The following is a 17371-nucleotide window of genomic DNA, read 5'->3' on the forward strand; positions in this document are numbered from 1 at the left end:
CACGCTGCGCGATTATGCCTTCCCGAAGATCGGGCGGATGCCGGTCGATAGCATCGGCCAGCCCGAAGTGCTCATGTGCCTCGCGCCGATCTGGACCTCCAAACACGAAACCGCTCGGCGGCTCGCGCAGCGGATCAAGACCGTGCTCGACGTGGCCCGTTCGCGTGGATTCCGAGACGGGGAAAACCCGGTCACGGCCATCCGCGATGGCGGCGTTCTGCCAAAAGTTGCCAAGAAGCCGCGCCACCATACCGCGATGGTGTGGCGCGATGTGCCGGAGTTTTACGCGCGTCTGGGCGCGCAAAGTGGCATGGCGGCGAAAGCGCTCATGTTCACTTGCCTGACTGGCGCGCGGACGGGCGAGGTGCTCGGCATGCGGTGGGACGAGATTGACGGTGAGGCGCGCCTGTGGACTTGCCCTGCGGGGCGCATGAAGATGGGAGAAGACCACCGCGTGCCGCTGACGGAGGCGATGCGGGCCCTGATCGAGCCCTTGCGAGATCTGCGCTCCGAGGTGGTGTTTGAGGGGCAGAAACGGCACAAGCCGCTGTCGAACATGGCGATGCTGATGCTGCTGCGCCGGATGGGTGTCGAGGATGCGACGGTGCACGGCTTTCGATCGACTTTCCGGGACTGGGCCGGCGAAGTGGCAAATGCGCCGCGCGAGGTAGCGGAGATGAGCCTCGCGCATAAAGTCGGCTCGGACGTGGAGCGGGCCTATGCGCGCTCGGACCTGCTCGAGCGGCGGCGGGAGTTGATGGAGCAGTGGTCGGCCTTTGTGACGGGCGGCGCCATAGAAAAAGGGGCAGGGCTTTGAGCGACACACCGGAGAAGCGGCAGCTATTATGGCACGGGGAGCTTTATGAAATTGGCTTGGAGGAACTCTTGAGCCTGAACGACATGCCGCTAAGTGCCAGAAAGGCGCGCCGCGACACATTGGCGAAGATCGTGCCGATGCGGATGTACGGCGATGGCACTGAGGCCTACGAAGACTTTATTAAGCCCCATCATGCCGCAGATCCCGAACAGGGCGCTGCCGCAAATGAACTCTTCTGGATCCGAAAACTCTTTGGTGAGATCGAGACGACCCATCCGAATGAAGACACCACATTCTTTGCGCAGGCCGCCGAACAGGCACGGCGCTCCTTGCGCGATATGGGAATCGACTTTCGGGGATGCATGAATACGGTGGTCTTCTGGTCAGAACGGCGCGGGCGCCATGTTCAGATCGACCTCGATCTCTATCAAAAGCTGCTCACGAAAGGGCAAAGTCAGATTGGGTACAGGTTCGGGACCCCGCTTCGGTACGAGCGTAATTCGCCGACCAAAGACCTACCGAGTGGGAACCACCCGGCTATTACGGCAGAGCAGAGAGAACGCGCCGAAGTTTGGCTTCGCAAATACCCTTGGCGTCACGGGTCGAAGTTGCTGAGCATGCTGGGCACCATACCCAATCTCGAACCCAAAACACAGCTCTGGCATGCGTTGACCGTGGTGTTGAACCATGAGCGTTTTACAGGTGATCTCCAACAGTCGGTGCAATCGGCACAAGAAGCCGGGCTCGGGCCGAGCGAGGTTGAAAGCACCGTGAAAGACGCCTCTGAGGTCAGCTTTACCGCAGGCTTTAGTGCGGCCGCTCTTCTCAGGAAGCCATTGGAATATGAAGTGGTCAAACTTCAAGAGGCCAAGCGCAAACGCAGCAAAGCATCCGGCAAGGCGTCGATGAGCAATCGGGCCAAGCGTGTGGCGGCGTTTTGGGCACAGATCGTCGAATTGGCGCCGTTTTACCCAAAGATGAGCGAGGACCGCATTTTAGAGCAGGCGTTCGACCATGCGGTGGAGAAAGATCCCGATCTTTGGCGGCAGGGTAAGGGCCAGATGGAGGCCTATTTGTCCGACGACATCCGTTCCAAAGAACCCTACAAATCTCAGTACTACGCACTGTTCCAGAAAACCCCTTAAGCGGTTTTGGGAAATCTGCGAGCCGCTTGAGGCATCGGAAAACTCTGTTCCCAACCCAAAAGACCTGAAGATAATTGGAAGCCTGAGTTCGAAACTTGAGGCAATCCAATGAACAATCTTTTTGATGAAGCGCGGGCCTATTTGCCCGAAGATCCGGAAATCCTGGCGCTTTTGGGAAGCAAAGCCCGCCAGGCACAGTTGCGTCACCATGGTCGGTCTCCGGCCTACTTCCGGTTGGGGCGCAAGATCGTCTACCACGGCGCGGATCTGAACGCCTGGGCCAATGCGCGGCGTATCTCGCCTCGCTCGGAGGGCCAGGCGCATGGCAAAACGTGACAAGCGCGGAAATGCCGCGAGCTTTATCAAACTCGATACTTGGATTTTTGGACGACCCGCCTACCGGCGTCTTGGGCTCGGGGCGCGAGCTCTGCACTGGGAGCTGATCCGCGTTTACAACGGCCACAACAACGGGCGGCTGTTCCTCTCGCAGCGCTTGGCTGCCGAGAGGCTAGGGTGCTCGCGCAATACTGTCAGCCGCTACTATCGCGAGCTCGAAGAGGCGGGCTTCGTCGTCAAAACGCGGGGCGCCTGCCTTGGGCCTGAAGGTGTGGGCCAGGCGGCGCATTGGGCCCTGACGCATCTCAGTGTCGACGGTAAGCCGGCGACACTGGCGTTCAAAAACAAAACCCCGGCATGATATTGGGGCATGACATGGCACGGATTTGGGGCAGGCCGGCGCAATAATCGAGCCTAAGGGAAGCCCGAAAGCCCGAAAACTGCGCCATAGAACCAGCCCCCGCCACTGCGCAAAAAATGCGCCATATATATATCCTACCATACCAGCGAAATCACAGCGCGCCGCCCAAGCGCGCAGGGCAGGAGGGGTACCTCAAAATTCTAGCGACCTGCCTATCGGCCGGAGGGGGGACCTTTATTCTTGTGCGGTCGTATTTGAGGAAAAAAGCCCAGAGTTGTTTGGTGGAGGGCGCGCGGGATGGGCGGATTGCCGACGTTCGCAGCAAGTGCGAAAGTAAATTCCTCTTTGCAAGAAGTGCATGTTCGTTCGAGGTGATGAGCCGCCTCAGACCAATCAGAGTTCGTGCCCCCACGGTGGCGACACGGTCAATCAAACGGGAAATGCTGCTCGAGGATCAACTGAGAATGCTGCTGTATCTGGCACTTTCTAACAGCAGTTTTGTCTCGGGTCAGAGGTTGAGAGACGATCGAGGCAAGGTAAAAGTCTAAATACGAACACTGAGGCTCTCGGCAGCCGATGTGGATGCCGAGGGCCTTGTTTAGTGCTCTGGTTTTGGGCCTGTTGCCTCTGTGTACTATGCGAGGAGGCTATTTTCGCGCCGACGCCGACGTCGAGCTGTACGCCACGTGGATGATGGTTTGGCCATCACCCCTGCGGCCTTATCAGCCAAACATCTGGTGCGGTAGGAACAAGGCGATTTGCGGGAAGAGCAGGATGAGAATTGCTGCGACCAGCATCGCGATCCAAAACGGCCAGATGCCCCGGAAGATTGTGTTAAGTGAAACGTTGGGCGCGATCCCTTTCACCACGAACACGTTGACACCAACGGGAGGCGAAATCAGTGCCATTTCCAGAACGATGACCATCAAAACCCCGAACCAGATGAGATCCACGCCAAGGGATTCCAACAATGGCTGCAAGAGCGGCACGGCCAGCACGAGAATGGCGAAGCCTTCCATAAAAGTTCCCAGCAACATCAGACCTATAAGAACCGCGATAACGACCTGAGTGGGGCCGAAACCCTGCGCCTCGACCCATTGGGTCATCGCAAAGGTAACGCCCGTAAACCCGACGAACGTCTTGAATACGAACGCCCCGAACAGGATGAAGAACACCATTCCGGTCGATTTTAGTGTACTCGTTATGACGTCTTTCAGGGTTTCCCAAGTGATACATCGCCGGATCAAGCTGACGATGAAGGCAAGGAAGGCACCGATTCCCGCGGCTTCGACTGCAGAGAAGACGCCAGTGTAGATGCCGCCGATGGTCAGGACGATGATGCCAATGATCCAAAGCGCCCGTTTAAGGGCCGCCAAGCGAGCGCCCATAGTTTCTACTTGCGCGGCTGTGGGCGCTTTCGCGGGGTTGAGGGATACGACGATCATGATGGCCACAATGAACAGGGCGGTCAAAAGGAGGCCCGGGAAAATACCGGCCATAAAGAGACGGCCGATCGATTCCTCGGTGAGGATGGCGTAGATCACGAAACCTGCGGACGGCGGGATCAGAATGCCCAAGGTACCACCCGCCGCAATGGCACCTGTGGCCAAACCGTTATCGTATTTGTAACGCTGCATTTCAGGCAGGCTGACTTTGCCCATCGTCAAAGCAGCCGCGAGTGATGAGCCAGACAGCGCAGAGAACCCGGCACAGCCGACTATGGTTGCCGTCGCCAGCCCGCCTTTCATGTGCCCCATCCAACTATGCGCTGCATCATAAAGGTCGCGGCTCATCCCCGAGATCCCTGCAAGATTACCCATTAGTATGAACAAAGGCAGGATTGTCAGGTTATAATTGGTAGCCTCGCCAAAGATTTCGCCGGCCACCACTGGAAGGCTGGCCGCAGGGCGGATCATATAGATCCCGACGGCACCGACCAGCATCATTGCCGCACCGACGGACATCCGGAACAACAGCAACAACAGCAGAACGACGAAGCCTAAAATCGCAATCATAGACCCATCCATTAGACATCTTCCTCATTCGGGTCGGCTCCGGCCCAGTGCTGCAGGCCGACGATCAAGTGATAAAACGTAAGTGCTGCAACCACTGCCATTGCGGCAGACAGCATGAAGTAGAACGGCATTTTGGGGATCACCAGGTTTTCGGTGGTAAGCCCGCAAGACAGACCACAGGATCCCTTTTTGGCCAAGGCGTATGCGGCATAGGCACAAATGGATCCTCCAAACCCGCGAACGACGACATCAGTGAGCCGCGTAAGTTTTCGCCCCAAAATGGCGGCGATGATATTCACCGTGATATGCGCGCCGTAGACTGCGCCGTAGGCAACGCCGGCGGACACAACAACCGCAAGCGTCATGGACGACAGATCGCCTACGCCAAATATCGGGTCGCGCAGCGCGTAGCGCCAGAACACCGACACAACGGTGATGCCCATCAATACGATCAGACCAAGTCCGCCAATGACTGCAAAGACATTCGCGATGTGGTAAAACCACCGGTCGATCCGACCGGTGGTTTGCGAAGCGTTATGCACGCTCATGGCTTATTCGCCCTTCATCAGGCGCATGACGTCTTCACCTGTCATGCCTTGCCCGACTTCGCTTACGTACCACGTGTCCAGTACCGGCTGGATAGCCGCATCCCAACGGGCACGTTCATCGTCGCCCAAGGTGATGACTTCAACGCCGTTCCCGGCAGCAACCTCGAGCCCGCGAATGGCAAGGTCGTGGTAGACTTGCGCACCCTGCATCGAAAGCCATTTGCCGGACGCCTCGTTGACCCAAGCCTTTTCCTGATCGCTTAAGGCATCATAAACGCCTTGGTTCATCAACAATGCGAAGGACGTGACAGATCCGGGGACATTGGTGGTGATGTAGTTCGCAGGTTCATCAAGTTTGAACGACATATTGGCCGATGTGTCGATGGCAATACCGTCAATAACGCCGTTGGCGAGGTTTTGGTTGATGACCGAGACCGGCTGCGAGGCACCTGAGGCACCGAGCGCTTCCATGAACGGAACGTCTTGTGCCGAGGACACCCGAACGATCATGCCGGACATATCTTCGAGAACACGCACAGGTTTGTCTGCGGTGAAAATCACACTGGGATCGGTCGTCCAAAGCGCGAGGATTTGGGCGTCAAACTCCTGCTCGATCACATCATAGGCACGCCACAATGCTTCGGTGCATTCGACCGCGTCTTCACAAATACCCGGAGTGGTCACGGATGTCGTGACAGGGAACAGCTGTGCGGTGTAGCCAGGTGGGTGGAATGCGATGTCGGTTACGCCATCACGCAAAATGGAATATTGCTGTGTCGGCGATGAATTCAGCGCGCCACCGGGGAATTGGGTGACGGTCAATGCGCCATCGGACACCTCTGCGAGCTTTTCCGCGAATGGTGTAAACACCGCGCCGTTCATCGGGTGGTTCGGGCCCATAAAATACGCCAAGGCAAAATCATCGGCCATCGCCATTGGCGCCGCCGCAAGGCATGAGATGGTTGTCAGTGCATATAGTGTCTTCATTTTAGCTCCTCCCTGAGCTTGATTATTTTTTTGCGCAGCCTCCCGCTGACCGCTCAATCGTCGAATGGCAGTCCGATATATTCGTAGGCCAGCGCGTGCTGGGCCGCTTCGGACATCAAAAGCAGGTCGTAGTCGTTTTCACGGATCTTCTGTTCGAATGGATCCTCGTTGGGGAAAACGTGCAAAAGTTTGGTCAGCCGCCATGAGATATTTTCGGCCGACCACACGCGGCGCAACGCCGTTTGCGAATAGTCTTCCAACAATGCGTGTTTGCCATCCTTGAAGAAGGCAACGAGTGCGCGTTGCAGGTAATGCACGTCCGAGAACGCAAGGTTCAGCCCCTTGGCTCCGGTGGGGGGCACGATGTGCGCGGCGTCGCCCGCGATGAAAAGCCGCCCGTGGCGCATGGGTTCAGATACAAAGCTGCGCAATGGGGCCATGGATTTCTCGATCGTGGGGCCCGTCTGGATCTGGGCTGCTACCTCGGCTGGAAAGCGGTGCAGCAAGGTTTCCCAAAACCGGTCGTCGGACCAATCAGAGGGGCTGTCGGTGATAGGGGCCTGCACGTAGTACCGGCTGAGCATCGGGTTGCGCTGCGCCGCCATCGCCATCCCGTCGCTGTGATAGGCGTAGATAAAATCATCGAGGGGTGGCTTTTCGACCATGACACCCATCCAGCCAAACGGATATTCGCGCGTGAATTCGCGACGATGGGTCTGCGGGATCGCGCGACGGGACGGGCCGTGAAATCCGTCGCATCCGGCAATGATCTGACAGTCGACGCGATGTTTCGCCCCGTCCTTTTCATAGATCACGAAGGGTGCGTCGGTTTCGATGTCGTTCAGCGCAACATTGTCGGCTTCGCAGATCACCGCGCCGCCGGCACTTTCGCGGGCCGCGTATAGATCTTCGGTAATGTTTGTCTGGCCATAGGCCATCATCTGTTTGCCGGTCCATTTCTTCACGTCGATGAAGAATTCGGGCCGGTTTTCCCAAAGTATGAGCGTGCCGTTTTTCGGCTTCCCGATACGGTCCATCCGCTCACCCAGTCCGTAATCGCGCAGCATCTGAACCGAGTTATGTTCAAGCACGCCGGCGCGAATTCGGCCCAGGACGTAGTCCTTGGTCTGACGTTCCAGCACCACGTTGTCGATGCCATTCAGATCAAGGATATGGCTTAACAACAGACCCGACGGGCCGCCGCCGATGATACACACCTGCGTCTTCATCTCAGACTCTCCGAATTCGCAGTTTGGTTTTCAGATCCGTCCGGCAGAAGGCATGAAGGAAACAGGTCTGTTCGGAAATATCCAACATCTCCTGCGCGGTTTCTTCGCTCTCGCTGGTCTGGAGATAGACATGGGTTTCGATTGGATCGGCCTCGCCGGGCTTGCCGGTGCCCCCCGATGCGCCGCCCAACGAGAAATGCGTATCCTGCACGATACGGTAGTCCGGCAGGTCCAGCTTGAGCATCGAGACGAAGCGTCCAAACTGCGTCATGAAGCAGAACCCGATGCCCGCCGAGATTAGCGAGTTGGCATCTGGCGCGCGCCCGTCCTCGGAACTGAGGAAGCGGAACGAGGTGCCGTAAGGCGAATACTGCATCTGCTGGATTTCCTTGATCCCATCCTCGCGCAGCACCGCCACCGCACCGATGTTCAGCCGCCGGTCCTGTTCATCGGCCAGCGACGATCCTCCAGATGTGGTCCCCAGCACGACTTCTTTCTTCGGCGTTTTGCCGACCGGCTCCATCAGTGTCAGATCCGAGGTTTCCGGCAGCGAGGTGTCGAAATGTTCGCCCGGATCGGGGAACAGGGGTGCATCCAGTTCGGCGACCTTCCTGGTCGCCAGTTCCTGACCATTGCGGCCCAGCCTGAACAGGCTCTCCAACTGGCCGCGCATCAACCCGTTGAGCGGGGAGGCAAAAGTTGCATCCAGCAAAAACTGGTGCAGCGCCGTGTCGTCGAGATCGCAATCAATCTCGACCTGCAAGTCGATATTCTCGGCCCCGCCCACCATGGTGCGTTTTGGCATCGAGCCTTTCATGGTGTAGTAGTTGTCTTGGATCAGCTTCAATTTGCGGATCTTCACACCACGGATTTCCGAAAGCGCCGTGATCTCGTTCATGAAGCTTGCGACCATGCCAGTCGACAGGAAAGCTAAAGGACATGGCGCCGCGTCGTGACCGTTGAGGTATGGACCTTCATCGGAGACAAGCCGCCACGTGTCGCCCGTTTTGGCCGACCGCACCAGCGCCTCTTTCTGGAACCCCGAAAGCGACCGCACCCGCGTGCGAAGTGCGTCGCCCTTGCGGTTCTCGGGCGCGTCGATACCAACCTCATCTGCGTTGGCCAATTTGAAGAATGGCGCAAGTCCGCTTTGCGCAATGAGGTTTTCACCAAGTTTGGTCATGATGGTCTGTCTCCCGGTCTCAGGCTGTCAGCGATTGAACGTCACGCAGGCTTGTTTTCAATTTGGTTTTCAGGTCGGTGCGGCAGAACGCATGCAAGAAGCAGGTCTGCTCGCTTAGATCGAGCATCTCGCGCGCGACATCGTCGCTTTCGTTGGTCGTAAGGAAGACGTGGGTTTCAACCGGATCGGCCTCACCAGCTTTGCCTGTACCGCCAGACGCGCCACCCAGACTGAAATGAGTGTCCTGAATGATCTGATATTCGGGCAGATCGAGGCCAAGCATTGGCACCAGACGCCCGAATTGCGTCATGAAGCAAAACCCGATCCCCGCTGAAATGTAGCTTGCCGCGTCGGGCGCGCGCGCTTTGCCGCCGTCGACTTCGGCTTCTTCCGACAGGAAAAGCCATTCTTTGCCGTGGGGGGAGTAAAGTTGTTGGCGGATTTCTTTCATGCCGTCAGCGCGAAGGGTCGCGACGGCGGCAATGTTCAACCGGCGATCTTGGTGTTCAGACAGGGAGGATGCGGCTTTTTCAGTGCCGCCTTGAACGTTTTTTTTGGTGGTCTGGCCAAGATGGATTAGCAGGTTTTCTCCAATTTCGCCTGCTTTGGCTTTTTGCACGGCGTCGGCAGGGTCAGGAAGCAAATCAGCATCCAACTGCCCCACTTTCAGGGGCGCGATTTCTTTACCGTTCCGCGATAGTTTGAACAGGCTATGGTGTTCGCCTCGCATCAATCCGTTAAGCGGAGAGGCATGGACCGCATTCATCAAGAATTGGTTGAGCGCAGCCCCTTCAAGGTCGCAGTCTATTTCAACCTGCAACTCTACCGGTTCGGCACCACCGATCATGGTGCGTTTCTGCATCGACCCGGTCATCGTATAGTAGTTGTCCAGCGTTAGCTTAAGATGGCGAATTTCAACGCCATCACGCTGCGCCAACGCAGTGATCTCATTCATGTATGACGCGACCATGCCGACCGTCAAAAATGACAAGGGCGGAGGTGCAGCATCGTATCCATTCAGGTATTTGCCTTCGTCAGATACCATGCGCCAGGTTTTCCCAGAGCGACAGGAGGCGACGAGAGCTTCCTTTTGGAAGCCCGAGAGGGAGGTGACCAAGGTCCGAAGTGCGTCGCCGCGGCGTATCTGGGGCGTTCCGACGCCAAGACTGTCGAAGTTGCTCACTTCGTAGATAAGCGGCCGACCAGACTCCAAGATTTTGTTGCTGCCTAGGGGCATGGGATTCTCTCCTGTGATAGGTCGCCTGCGAGGCTGGATCAAAAAAATCGTATCCCTTATGTGGTTATCCTGCAGGGATTTGGATGAAAACTTGGCAATAATGTATCCATAAGTCAACAACGCATCCAATGATGTGGGTTATGTCGGCGCCCTTGCAAAAAATCGGCTAATTTCGGATACATAAGGACTTTAAGGCGTAGGTTTACGGGGAGCACAGATGGGCACAGCTGTCGAAACTGCAGTCACAAGACTTCGATTCATGATCGTTAACGGCGAGTTGCCGTTGTCGAATCGAGTCACAGAAAGCAGTGCTGCGACTTTATTGGGCCTGTCCCGAACACCCGTCCGCATGGCGTTGATCCAGCTTGAGGCAGAGGGCCTCTTGGTCAAACTGGACGGCCGAGGATACCAGGTTCGACCGTTTGAATTCAGTGATCTGGAGAAGGCGGCCGAGGTGCGCGGCGCGCTGGAAGGCATTGCCGCAGGTCGGTTGGCCGCGATGGAATTGACGCAGGACACCATCGGAGCGATCGAAAAGTCGATCGCAATGACCGAAGCGATCATCCGGCGCAGCGCGGTAACTAAATTAGAGATCGGGGTCTATCAGGAAGCTAACAAGATATTTCACTCCACGATAGCCACCGCCTGCGGCAACGAATTCGTGTTGGAAGGGTTGGATCGGATCGCAAATGTTCCGATCATTGCGCCGGGCGCGTTCACCGAGGTCGAAGGCATGGCCCATGCCGAAATGTTGCGCATGACCGTAGGGCATTCCCAACACGTCATAATCTGGGACGCGATCCAGTCAGGGGATGCAATTCGTGCAGAGAATATGATGCGCGAACATGGCGCAGCGCCCGTGCGCTATGCTCGCCTGTTCATAGGTGACGGGTATCACAAGAAGCTTTTGGAAACCGGGATCGTCAATCAGGTGGAAACAGAACCGCAGGACGACTGAAGCGCGTTTTCCGTCCGATGTTAGAGCACCGCGTCCGCAATCAGTTTGAGCGAGAGCCCAACCAATAAGATCAGCACTAGCCTGTCAAAGGCCTTTGCAGAGATGGACTTGGCGGCAAGAGCACCGATTGGCATGCCGATAGACAGCGGGACCAGCGCCGCAATTCCTAGAAGCAAGACTTGCGGCGTCATGACCTTAACTGCGACCAGCAACGGTATCTGCACCAAGGTCATCGCGACGAAGAAAAGCGAAATCGTTGGAATGAACACGGCGCGTGACAGGTTCATCGCATTGAGAAAGCTGACGGAGACAGGCGCAGACACGCCGGCCGCACCCTGAAGTACACCTGCAAGCGTTCCCATCGGTATTGCAAGCCGGTTGGCCAATGTCGTGGAAATGGCGAAATTCGGACGTGAAACACGTAAGAAGACGTAGCCCAGAACCGCCGCGGCGATCATCGCCTTGAGTGTGCTGGCCGCGAAGTTTACCAACATGACCGTCCCCAAAATCGCTCCCACTGCGCCCGCGATCGCAAACACCCACCGGAACATCCCCGGGATTGAGTTGCTCCGATAGGTCCAAAGCTGCCAAATATTGGTGCTGAAATTGGGCAGAACCATCAGCGCCACAGCGATCTTAACATCAAAGAAAGACGCGATAACCGGCACCGCAATGACCGGAGCGCCCATACCAACCGCCCCCTTAAGTATTCCGCCGAGCAAAAGAGCAAAAACGATCATCACTATCGAAAACGACACGTCTATCACTGGTATCATTGCGAGGAATCTTTCTGGATTGAAGTGCGACGTCTATAAATCGCACAGGCACGCGCGCGCATTATTCTTGCGGCATCAGTGAGGGGATCCTGAAGTGCCACGCTGAAATCGGTTCTTTCCGCCTCAGCACGATCGACATGGGCGTCCCCCAGCACGGTGTGTTGCGTCTTCATTTCCAGTGTCTCGCGGTCCGTCGTTGTCCTTGTTTCAAGGCCGCTCTATAAGCGACGGCCCTGAATTGGCGTTTGGCCTTCGGCTGGGTTGATGAGTTGGAGCCGTTCGCGAATGGCGAGGACCGACGAGAACGTCGAAACGCAATACGGGACAAGGAAGGTCAGCCCCATTTTGAACGCTGTCACAGCGGTGACCTCGCCTGAGATCAGTTTGTCGCCGTGATTGATTATGGCCAAAACCAAACCGACCACAGCCGCAATCCTAACGGCCCTAATGACGACGCTCCTTTGCAATGCAAGCTGCAACAGGCCCATATTTTGTTCGTCCGACATCAATCCTCGCTCCTTTTGCAATATCAGGCCCGCACGATTTTAGGTTTTGTCTTCACGTCTGTGCGGCAGAAGGCGTGGAGGAAGCAGGTTTGCTCTGAATTATCGAGCATCTCTTGCGCAACTTCGTCAGTCTCCGAGGTCTGCAAATAGACATGTGTTTCGATTGGGTCCGCCTCACCCGCTTTGCCGGTAACGCCCGAGGCACCGCAAAGGTTGAAATGGGTATCCTGGACGACGCGGTATTCGGGCGGTCCCAACTTCAATATGGAAGCGAATCGTCCGAACTGCGTCATAAAGCAGAACCCGATGTCCGCACTGATCAGCGAAATCGCATCCGGGGCACGCCCATCTTCCGAACTTAAGAAACGGAAGGACGTCCCGTAGGGCGAACACTGCATCTGCTGGATTTCCTTAATGCCATCTTCGCGCAGGGTCGCTACGGCACCAATGTCCAGCCGCCGGTCTTGTACGTCAGCAAGGCTACCTGAGGCAGCGATAGTGCCAAGGACGACGTCCATCCTGGGGGTAAGGCCGATGGGCTCCAGTAGAGTAAGATCCCCAGCAGTTTCTTTAGCCATTCCAAAATGGTCGCCCGGATCGGTGAACAGTGGGGCATAAGTTTCGACGGCTATTACTGTTGCCAGCTCTTTGCTGTCCGTTCTCAGTTTGAACAGGCTTTCCAACTGGCCGCGCATCAGGCCGTTGAGGGGGAGCATGGGTTGCGTTGATAAGGAATTCCTACAGCTTCGCATCTTCAAGGTCGCAATTAATCTCGACCGGAAGGTCAATAATTTCGGCACCGCCGACCAATGTCCGCTTCGGCATCGAGCCTTTCATCGTGGAATAGTTGTCTTGGATCAGCTTCAGTTTCCGGATTTCCACGTCCTGGATTTTGGCCAGTGCAGGAATTTCATTCATGAAACTTGCGATCATGCCGGATGACTGGAGAGCCAGCGGGCAAGGTGCGGCATCTTGGCCATTCAAATAGGGATCCTTATCAGAGACAAGCCGCAACGTATCCCCTGTTTTCGCAGACCGGACGAGGGCCTCTTTTGGGAACCCGCTAAGCGAGCGCACCCACGTTCTGAGAGCTTCGCCTTTGCTATTCTCTGGCGCGTCAATGGAGGCATCGTCCGCGTTTTTGACCTTAAAGAAGGGCGCGATGCCACTGGTGCCGATGACATCTTCGCCAAGTTTTGTCATTGGGCTATTACTGCTATTCGTGTTCTCGCGCGGGCAGAGTTCTATAAAGCCGCGTTGACGCGTTGACTGCGATGACGCGCAGGCTTGTGTCCTCAGAGGTTTGGATATTCCGCAGTCGCGGCCGAATAGGCGACGAGGTCAGAAACGGACAAACGGCTGTCCCGCTTTTCGAATTTTTCGATGTATTCAACCATTGTGTGTGAATGCTCGCTCATCATGCGCTCGGCGCGCGTGGGATCGGTGCTGGCGATAGATTCGTAGATAACTTGATGCTGAGCGTTGCCGAGGCGTAGCCTAAAGAGGCCGCGTTCCAGCTGCTCTGGTGATTCAAGCACTGCGCGATCAAACACCATTGAGCCCGCCGCAAGCATGGGGAGGTGGCTGATCTGGCGGCACGTGAAGGCCACGTAATCGTTGCCGCAGGCATCAAGGATGGATGTGTGAAACACCTCATTGGCGGCCTGCATTTGCTTAATCGTTGGTTCGTCCAGTTTGCCAGCAGAGATCAGATCGTCGATCGTGCGGATCGCCTGGGCCATGTCGGGCAGAAAGTCGACTTTGTTGGGCGACAGCGCCATCAGGCGTGCCGCGAGGCTTTCAAGGTGGCCACGCACCTGAACCGCCTGAAGGATATCGGCAATTGTCGGGCTCTGGATACGGTAGCCGCGGCCTTCGCCGCGGAAAATCAGACCCTCCCGTTCAAGGATCCGCAAGGCGAGCCTTACCGGCGTGCGTGACACATTGTGTGCCTCACAAAGCTGCGCCTCTGACAGGCGCACCCCTTCTTCATAGGCGCCATGAATGATGTCGTGGCGGATGCGGTTAGCGAGTTCTGTGTCAATTGAGTCCATAGGTAAGTCATGCCATTTGGGATCCCAAAGTCAAGGCAAATCTAAGTGTTTTGGACGATACTGGCAGAAAAAGCTTGATTTGGGATCCAGAAGCATGCCTTTGTAGCTCAGGGAGTCGGTCGATGGCGCTGTTTGGGATCCCAAGTGCGCGTCGGCCCTTAGGAGAGAAAAGGGAGAATAGCATGGGAATTTCCAGATTTAGTTTGGTTATGGCGCTGACCTCGGGGCTTGGGCTTTCGGCGCATGCCGTATCCAGTGAAGAGCTCACAGTCGCGACGTTTGTTCCACCGCAGCACCATACCAACACAGTTATGTTTGCGTGGTTCGCCGAAGAGCTGGAGGCGCGCTCTGGCGGTGATCTAACGATGCAATTGTTTCCGGCAGGACAGCTTGGTGCTGGCCCAGTACAGCAATACAAGCGCGCCGTAGAGGGCGTGGCGGATATCACGTTCGGCGTTTCTGCCTATACGCCTGCGCTGTTCCCCAAAACGATGCTCGCCATTCCGCCCGGCGCGTCAGAGAATTCGGCAGAGGCGACCCAACGTATTCTGGCGGTGTTCGATGAATATCTGGCGGATGAATATGAAGACGTGAAAGTCATTGCCTTGTCCACGGCCGCCGGTATCGGGATTGCGGCAACGCAGGACATGTCGACGCTGGAAGGCATGGGGGGCGCAAAGCTTGTTCCCTATGCGGCAATGACAACGCCGATCATCGAAGCAATGGGTGCTGTCCCGGTGCAGATGCCAGTGTCGGAAATGTACACAGCGCTTTCGACAGGCACGATCGACGGCGCGTACGCGACCTACAACAACATGACGCCACCTTGGAACTTCTGGGATGTGACAACGCATTTTGTTGACAATGTTCCAGTTCAGCATGCGGTGATTTTCGTGGTGATGAACCGCGAGCGCTACGAGGGTCTTAGCGACCAGCATCGCGCGATCATTGATGAACTCGCGGGTGAGCCCGCTTCGATGAAGCTCGCAGAAAGCTTCGACGGCGCCGATGCGCGGTCTTTGCAGATGATGATGGATACCGAAGGCAAGGGTTACGAGCTGGTCACAGTAAGCGACGAGGAGCGCGCCCGCATGGATGCTGCGGTGGCTGACGGCATGGCAGCGATCTTCGCCGACTACGCCGAGCGCGGCATCGATAATGCCGAGGAAATCTACAACGCAATTAATCGGTAAGTTCGGAGTGGGGATGCCACACCGGTTTCCCCATTTCTCCATGATTTCCACCGTTGCAGCGCCATCGCAATGGCGCTGCAACCAACCGTACCCAAAAGGGAAGCTAAAGGGGGCCAACATGGATGATGATGCACTGAAACCGCCACGCGCGATCCAGCTTCTGGATACCGTTCTTTCACGGTTGGCGCTGGTGTTGGGTGGAACAACCTTGTTGTTTATGACGGCCTTTTCCGTCTGGAACGTGCTGATCATGCGTAAGGTATTGAACAACCCGATCGTCGGGGCCGAGGACCTTCTGGTTCTGGCGCTGGTTGTCATTGTCGCTCTGTCTGTGCCGTTGGGCGCCCGAACAGGCGCGCATATCGAAATCGAAGTGCTGGAAAACACGATGTCGGCGGGCTTTGCGAAATGGTCCATGATCATTGTGAAGATCCTCGGGTTCGGCGTATTGGCGATCATGTCCTGGAGGCTGTGGCATGCAGGCGAGACTGCAGCGAAGTTCGGCGAGACGACGCAGCAGCTGCTAATCTCTTACGGCCCGTTCTACTACCTTCTTGCGGTTTCAATCGGGATCTACGCCGTCGTTGTCCTGCTGGATATCTGGCAACTGATCCGGTCGGACAAGGTCATCCCCTTAAAGCTCTATGGAGACACCCTATGATCGGTATGACCTTATTGGGGATCCTCGGACTGGTTGGCCTCTTCGTCCTCTTGGCGCTGCGGATGCCAGTCGGCCTGTCCATGCTGGCGGTCGGGCTGGTCGGGACGGTTGTGGCAAATGCCAACCAGTTTATTGCTGTCGGCATGGCATCGGATCAGGCATGGGCCCGAGGGCTGCGGATCGCCTATTCCAATATCTCGGGCGAGACGTTTGAAGCCGCGTCGAACTACAATCTGCTTGTGATACCGATGTTTGTGCTTATGGGGACATTGGCGGGCGTGTCGGGCATGTCGAACGACCTCTTCACAATGGCCTATCGTTGGATGGGGCATCTGCGTGGTGGGCTGGCGTCAGCTACAATCGCGGCCTGCGCAGGCTTTGCCGCCCTTTCGGGGTCATCGCTGGCTTCTGCAGTGACGATGGGCCGTGTCGCTTTGCCAGAAATGAAGCGCTACAAGTACGCGGATGGATTGGCGACCGGATCCGTCGCGGCGGGTGGCACGCTTGGGTTCCTGATCCCTCCTTCGGGAGGGATGATCATTTATGCCGTGCTGACCGAACAATCGATTGGCCGGCTGTTTATGGCTGGTGTCTTCCCGGGCATCATTCTGACGCTGCTCTTCATCGGTGCGATCTACCTGATCGTCCTGCGCAAACCGGAGGCCGGACCACGGGGCGAAAAATCTTCATGGCCGGAGCGCAAAGCCTCTGCATTGGCCGCACTGCCCATTCTTTCGGTTGTCGTTCTCACCATCGGCGGAATGTACACCGGGTTCTTCACGCCTGTGGAAGCTTCGGCAGTGGGCGCTTTCTTTACTTTCGTGATCGCGGCGTTCCGCCGGTCCCTGAGCCCGACGGCGTTAAAGACAGTGGTGTTACAAACCATGAACGCAACCGCTACGGTGTTCCTGATCATAATCGGGGCATTCGTATTCATTCCCTTTATGTCACTGACCGAAGTGCCGGCCCAACTGGTGACTCTTCTCACCTCGCTGCCAATCGGCGAGCTCGGCGTGCTTTTGATCATTATTGCGGTCTACATCTTTCTGGGGATGTTTTTGGAATCTCTGGCCATGCTGGTTCTGACAATTCCAGTCGTCATTCCTATCGCAATTGGCCTTGAGTGGGATCTGATCTGGTTCGGGATCATCGTTGTTATCGTTCTTGAGATGGGGATGATCAGCCCGCCCGTTGGGATCAACGTCTTTATCGTCAAATCCATCGCACCCGAGGTGCCGATGGGAACGATCTTCCGCGGCATCTGGCCCTTCTGGTTCGCCATGGCGCTGATGATCGTTCTGCTCATCATATTCCCACAAATTGCACTGTTTCTTCCGGAAACTTTAGTCGGCTGAATAGCTTAGG

General features: G+C 56.5%; 19 protein-coding genes. 8 read left to right on the forward strand and 11 right to left on the reverse strand.

Annotated features, from left to right (window positions below):
• The 4 genes from ABD815_RS01455 to ABD815_RS01470 form a co-directional block, all read left to right on the forward strand.
• Window positions 1–817: tyrosine-type recombinase/integrase (locus ABD815_RS01455; RefSeq protein ID WP_344842462.1), on the forward strand; the 817-nt coding region annotated here is incomplete at its 5' end.
• Window positions 814–1962, forward strand: a complete 1149-nt coding sequence (locus ABD815_RS01460) for a basic helix-loop-helix domain-containing protein (RefSeq protein WP_344842465.1) — start codon at window positions 814–816, stop codon at window positions 1960–1962. The genes ABD815_RS01455 and ABD815_RS01460, both read left to right, overlap by 4 nt.
• Window positions 1963–2070: 108 nt before the next feature.
• Window positions 2071–2298: a MerR family transcriptional regulator gene (locus tag ABD815_RS01465; protein ID WP_344842467.1), complete on the forward strand. Its 228-nt coding sequence runs from the start codon at window positions 2071–2073 to the stop codon at window positions 2296–2298.
• Window positions 2285–2659 carry a helix-turn-helix domain-containing protein gene (locus ABD815_RS01470; protein WP_344842471.1) on the forward strand — a complete coding sequence of 125 codons (375 nt, stop codon included), beginning with the start codon at window positions 2285–2287 and terminating at the stop codon, window positions 2657–2659. The genes ABD815_RS01465 and ABD815_RS01470 overlap by 14 nt, the downstream gene beginning before the upstream one ends.
• A 722-nt stretch (window positions 2660–3381) precedes the next feature.
• On the opposite strand, the gene ABD815_RS01475 is transcribed toward ABD815_RS01470, so the two are convergent.
• Genes ABD815_RS01475 through ABD815_RS01500 form a run of 6 tightly spaced genes read right to left on the reverse strand, consistent with a single transcriptional unit; the run spans window position 3382 to window position 9975 of the window.
• Window positions 3382–4674, reverse strand: coding sequence for a TRAP transporter large permease (locus ABD815_RS01475; protein WP_344842474.1), 1293 nt, complete (start codon window positions 4672–4674; stop codon window positions 3382–3384).
• An 11-nt stretch (window positions 4675–4685) separates the two neighbouring features.
• A complete protein-coding gene (locus ABD815_RS01480) occupies window positions 4686–5222 on the reverse strand; it encodes a TRAP transporter small permease (RefSeq protein WP_344842476.1) in 537 nt (178 codons plus the stop codon).
• Window positions 5223–5225: 3 nt separating this feature from the next.
• On the reverse strand, window positions 5226–6209 hold the full coding sequence (locus tag ABD815_RS01485) for a TRAP transporter substrate-binding protein (protein WP_344842479.1): 984 nt from the start codon (window positions 6207–6209) through the stop codon (window positions 5226–5228).
• A gap of 53 nt (window positions 6210–6262) precedes the next feature.
• Window positions 6263–7438 carry a 4-hydroxybenzoate 3-monooxygenase gene (locus tag ABD815_RS01490; protein ID WP_344842481.1) on the reverse strand — a complete coding sequence of 392 codons (1176 nt, stop codon included), beginning with the start codon at window positions 7436–7438 and terminating at the stop codon, window positions 6263–6265.
• A 1-nt stretch (window position 7439) separates the two neighbouring features.
• Window positions 7440–8621: an OsmC family protein gene (locus tag ABD815_RS01495; protein WP_344842483.1), complete on the reverse strand. Its 1182-nt coding sequence runs from the start codon at window positions 8619–8621 to the stop codon at window positions 7440–7442.
• Window positions 8622–8640: 19 nt separating this feature from the next.
• Window positions 8641–9975, reverse strand: a complete 1335-nt coding sequence (locus ABD815_RS01500; RefSeq protein WP_344842485.1) for an OsmC family protein — start codon at window positions 9973–9975, stop codon at window positions 8641–8643.
• Window positions 9976–10075: 100 nt separating this feature from the next.
• On the opposite strand from ABD815_RS01500, the gene ABD815_RS01505 reads away from it, so the two are divergent.
• Window positions 10076–10816, forward strand: coding sequence for a GntR family transcriptional regulator (locus ABD815_RS01505; protein ID WP_344842488.1), 741 nt, complete (start codon window positions 10076–10078; stop codon window positions 10814–10816).
• 20 nt (window positions 10817–10836) lie between these two features.
• Here the strand turns inward: ABD815_RS01505 and ABD815_RS01510 are convergent, their stop codons facing one another.
• From ABD815_RS01510 to ABD815_RS01530, 5 genes are all read right to left on the reverse strand, one after another.
• The gene (locus ABD815_RS01510) at window positions 10837–11592 is read right to left on the reverse strand and encodes a sulfite exporter TauE/SafE family protein (protein ID WP_344842491.1); all 756 of its coding nucleotides are present in this window, start codon (window positions 11590–11592) and stop codon (window positions 10837–10839) included.
• Between the two features lie 218 nt (window positions 11593–11810).
• Window positions 11811–12098 (reverse strand): nitrate/nitrite transporter NrtS, encoded by a 288-nt coding sequence (gene nrtS / locus ABD815_RS01515; RefSeq protein WP_344842494.1) that lies wholly within the window; start codon window positions 12096–12098, stop codon window positions 11811–11813.
• Between the two features lie 23 nt (window positions 12099–12121).
• Window positions 12122–12814 carry an OsmC family protein gene (locus ABD815_RS01520; protein ID WP_344842497.1) on the reverse strand — a complete coding sequence of 231 codons (693 nt, stop codon included), beginning with the start codon at window positions 12812–12814 and terminating at the stop codon, window positions 12122–12124.
• 22 nt (window positions 12815–12836) lie between these two features.
• Window positions 12837–13301 carry a hypothetical protein gene (locus tag ABD815_RS01525; protein ID WP_344842500.1) on the reverse strand — a complete coding sequence of 155 codons (465 nt, stop codon included), beginning with the start codon at window positions 13299–13301 and terminating at the stop codon, window positions 12837–12839.
• Window positions 13302–13393: 92 nt separating this feature from the next.
• Entirely contained in the window at window positions 13394–14152 is a 759-nt protein-coding gene (locus ABD815_RS01530; protein WP_344842502.1) for a GntR family transcriptional regulator, read from the reverse strand.
• A 122-nt stretch (window positions 14153–14274) separates the two neighbouring features.
• Between ABD815_RS01530 and ABD815_RS01535 the strand changes: the two genes are divergently transcribed.
• The 3 genes from ABD815_RS01535 (at window position 14275) to ABD815_RS01545 (ending at window position 17361) form a co-directional block, all read left to right on the forward strand.
• Window positions 14275–15345, forward strand: coding sequence for a TRAP transporter substrate-binding protein (locus ABD815_RS01535; protein WP_344842505.1), 1071 nt, complete (start codon window positions 14275–14277; stop codon window positions 15343–15345).
• 118 nt (window positions 15346–15463) lie between these two features.
• Window positions 15464–16006, forward strand: coding sequence for a TRAP transporter small permease (locus tag ABD815_RS01540; protein WP_344842507.1), 543 nt, complete (start codon window positions 15464–15466; stop codon window positions 16004–16006).
• Complete coding sequence (locus ABD815_RS01545) at window positions 16003–17361, forward strand: TRAP transporter large permease (RefSeq protein WP_344842510.1); 1359 nt, start codon at window positions 16003–16005, stop codon at window positions 17359–17361. Before ABD815_RS01540 ends, ABD815_RS01545 begins: the two co-directional genes overlap by 4 nt.
• Window positions 17362–17371 lie beyond the last annotated feature (10 nt).

This window comes from Celeribacter arenosi (assembly GCF_039539485.1).
GTDB lineage: Bacteria > Pseudomonadota > Alphaproteobacteria > Rhodobacterales > Rhodobacteraceae > Celeribacter > Celeribacter arenosi.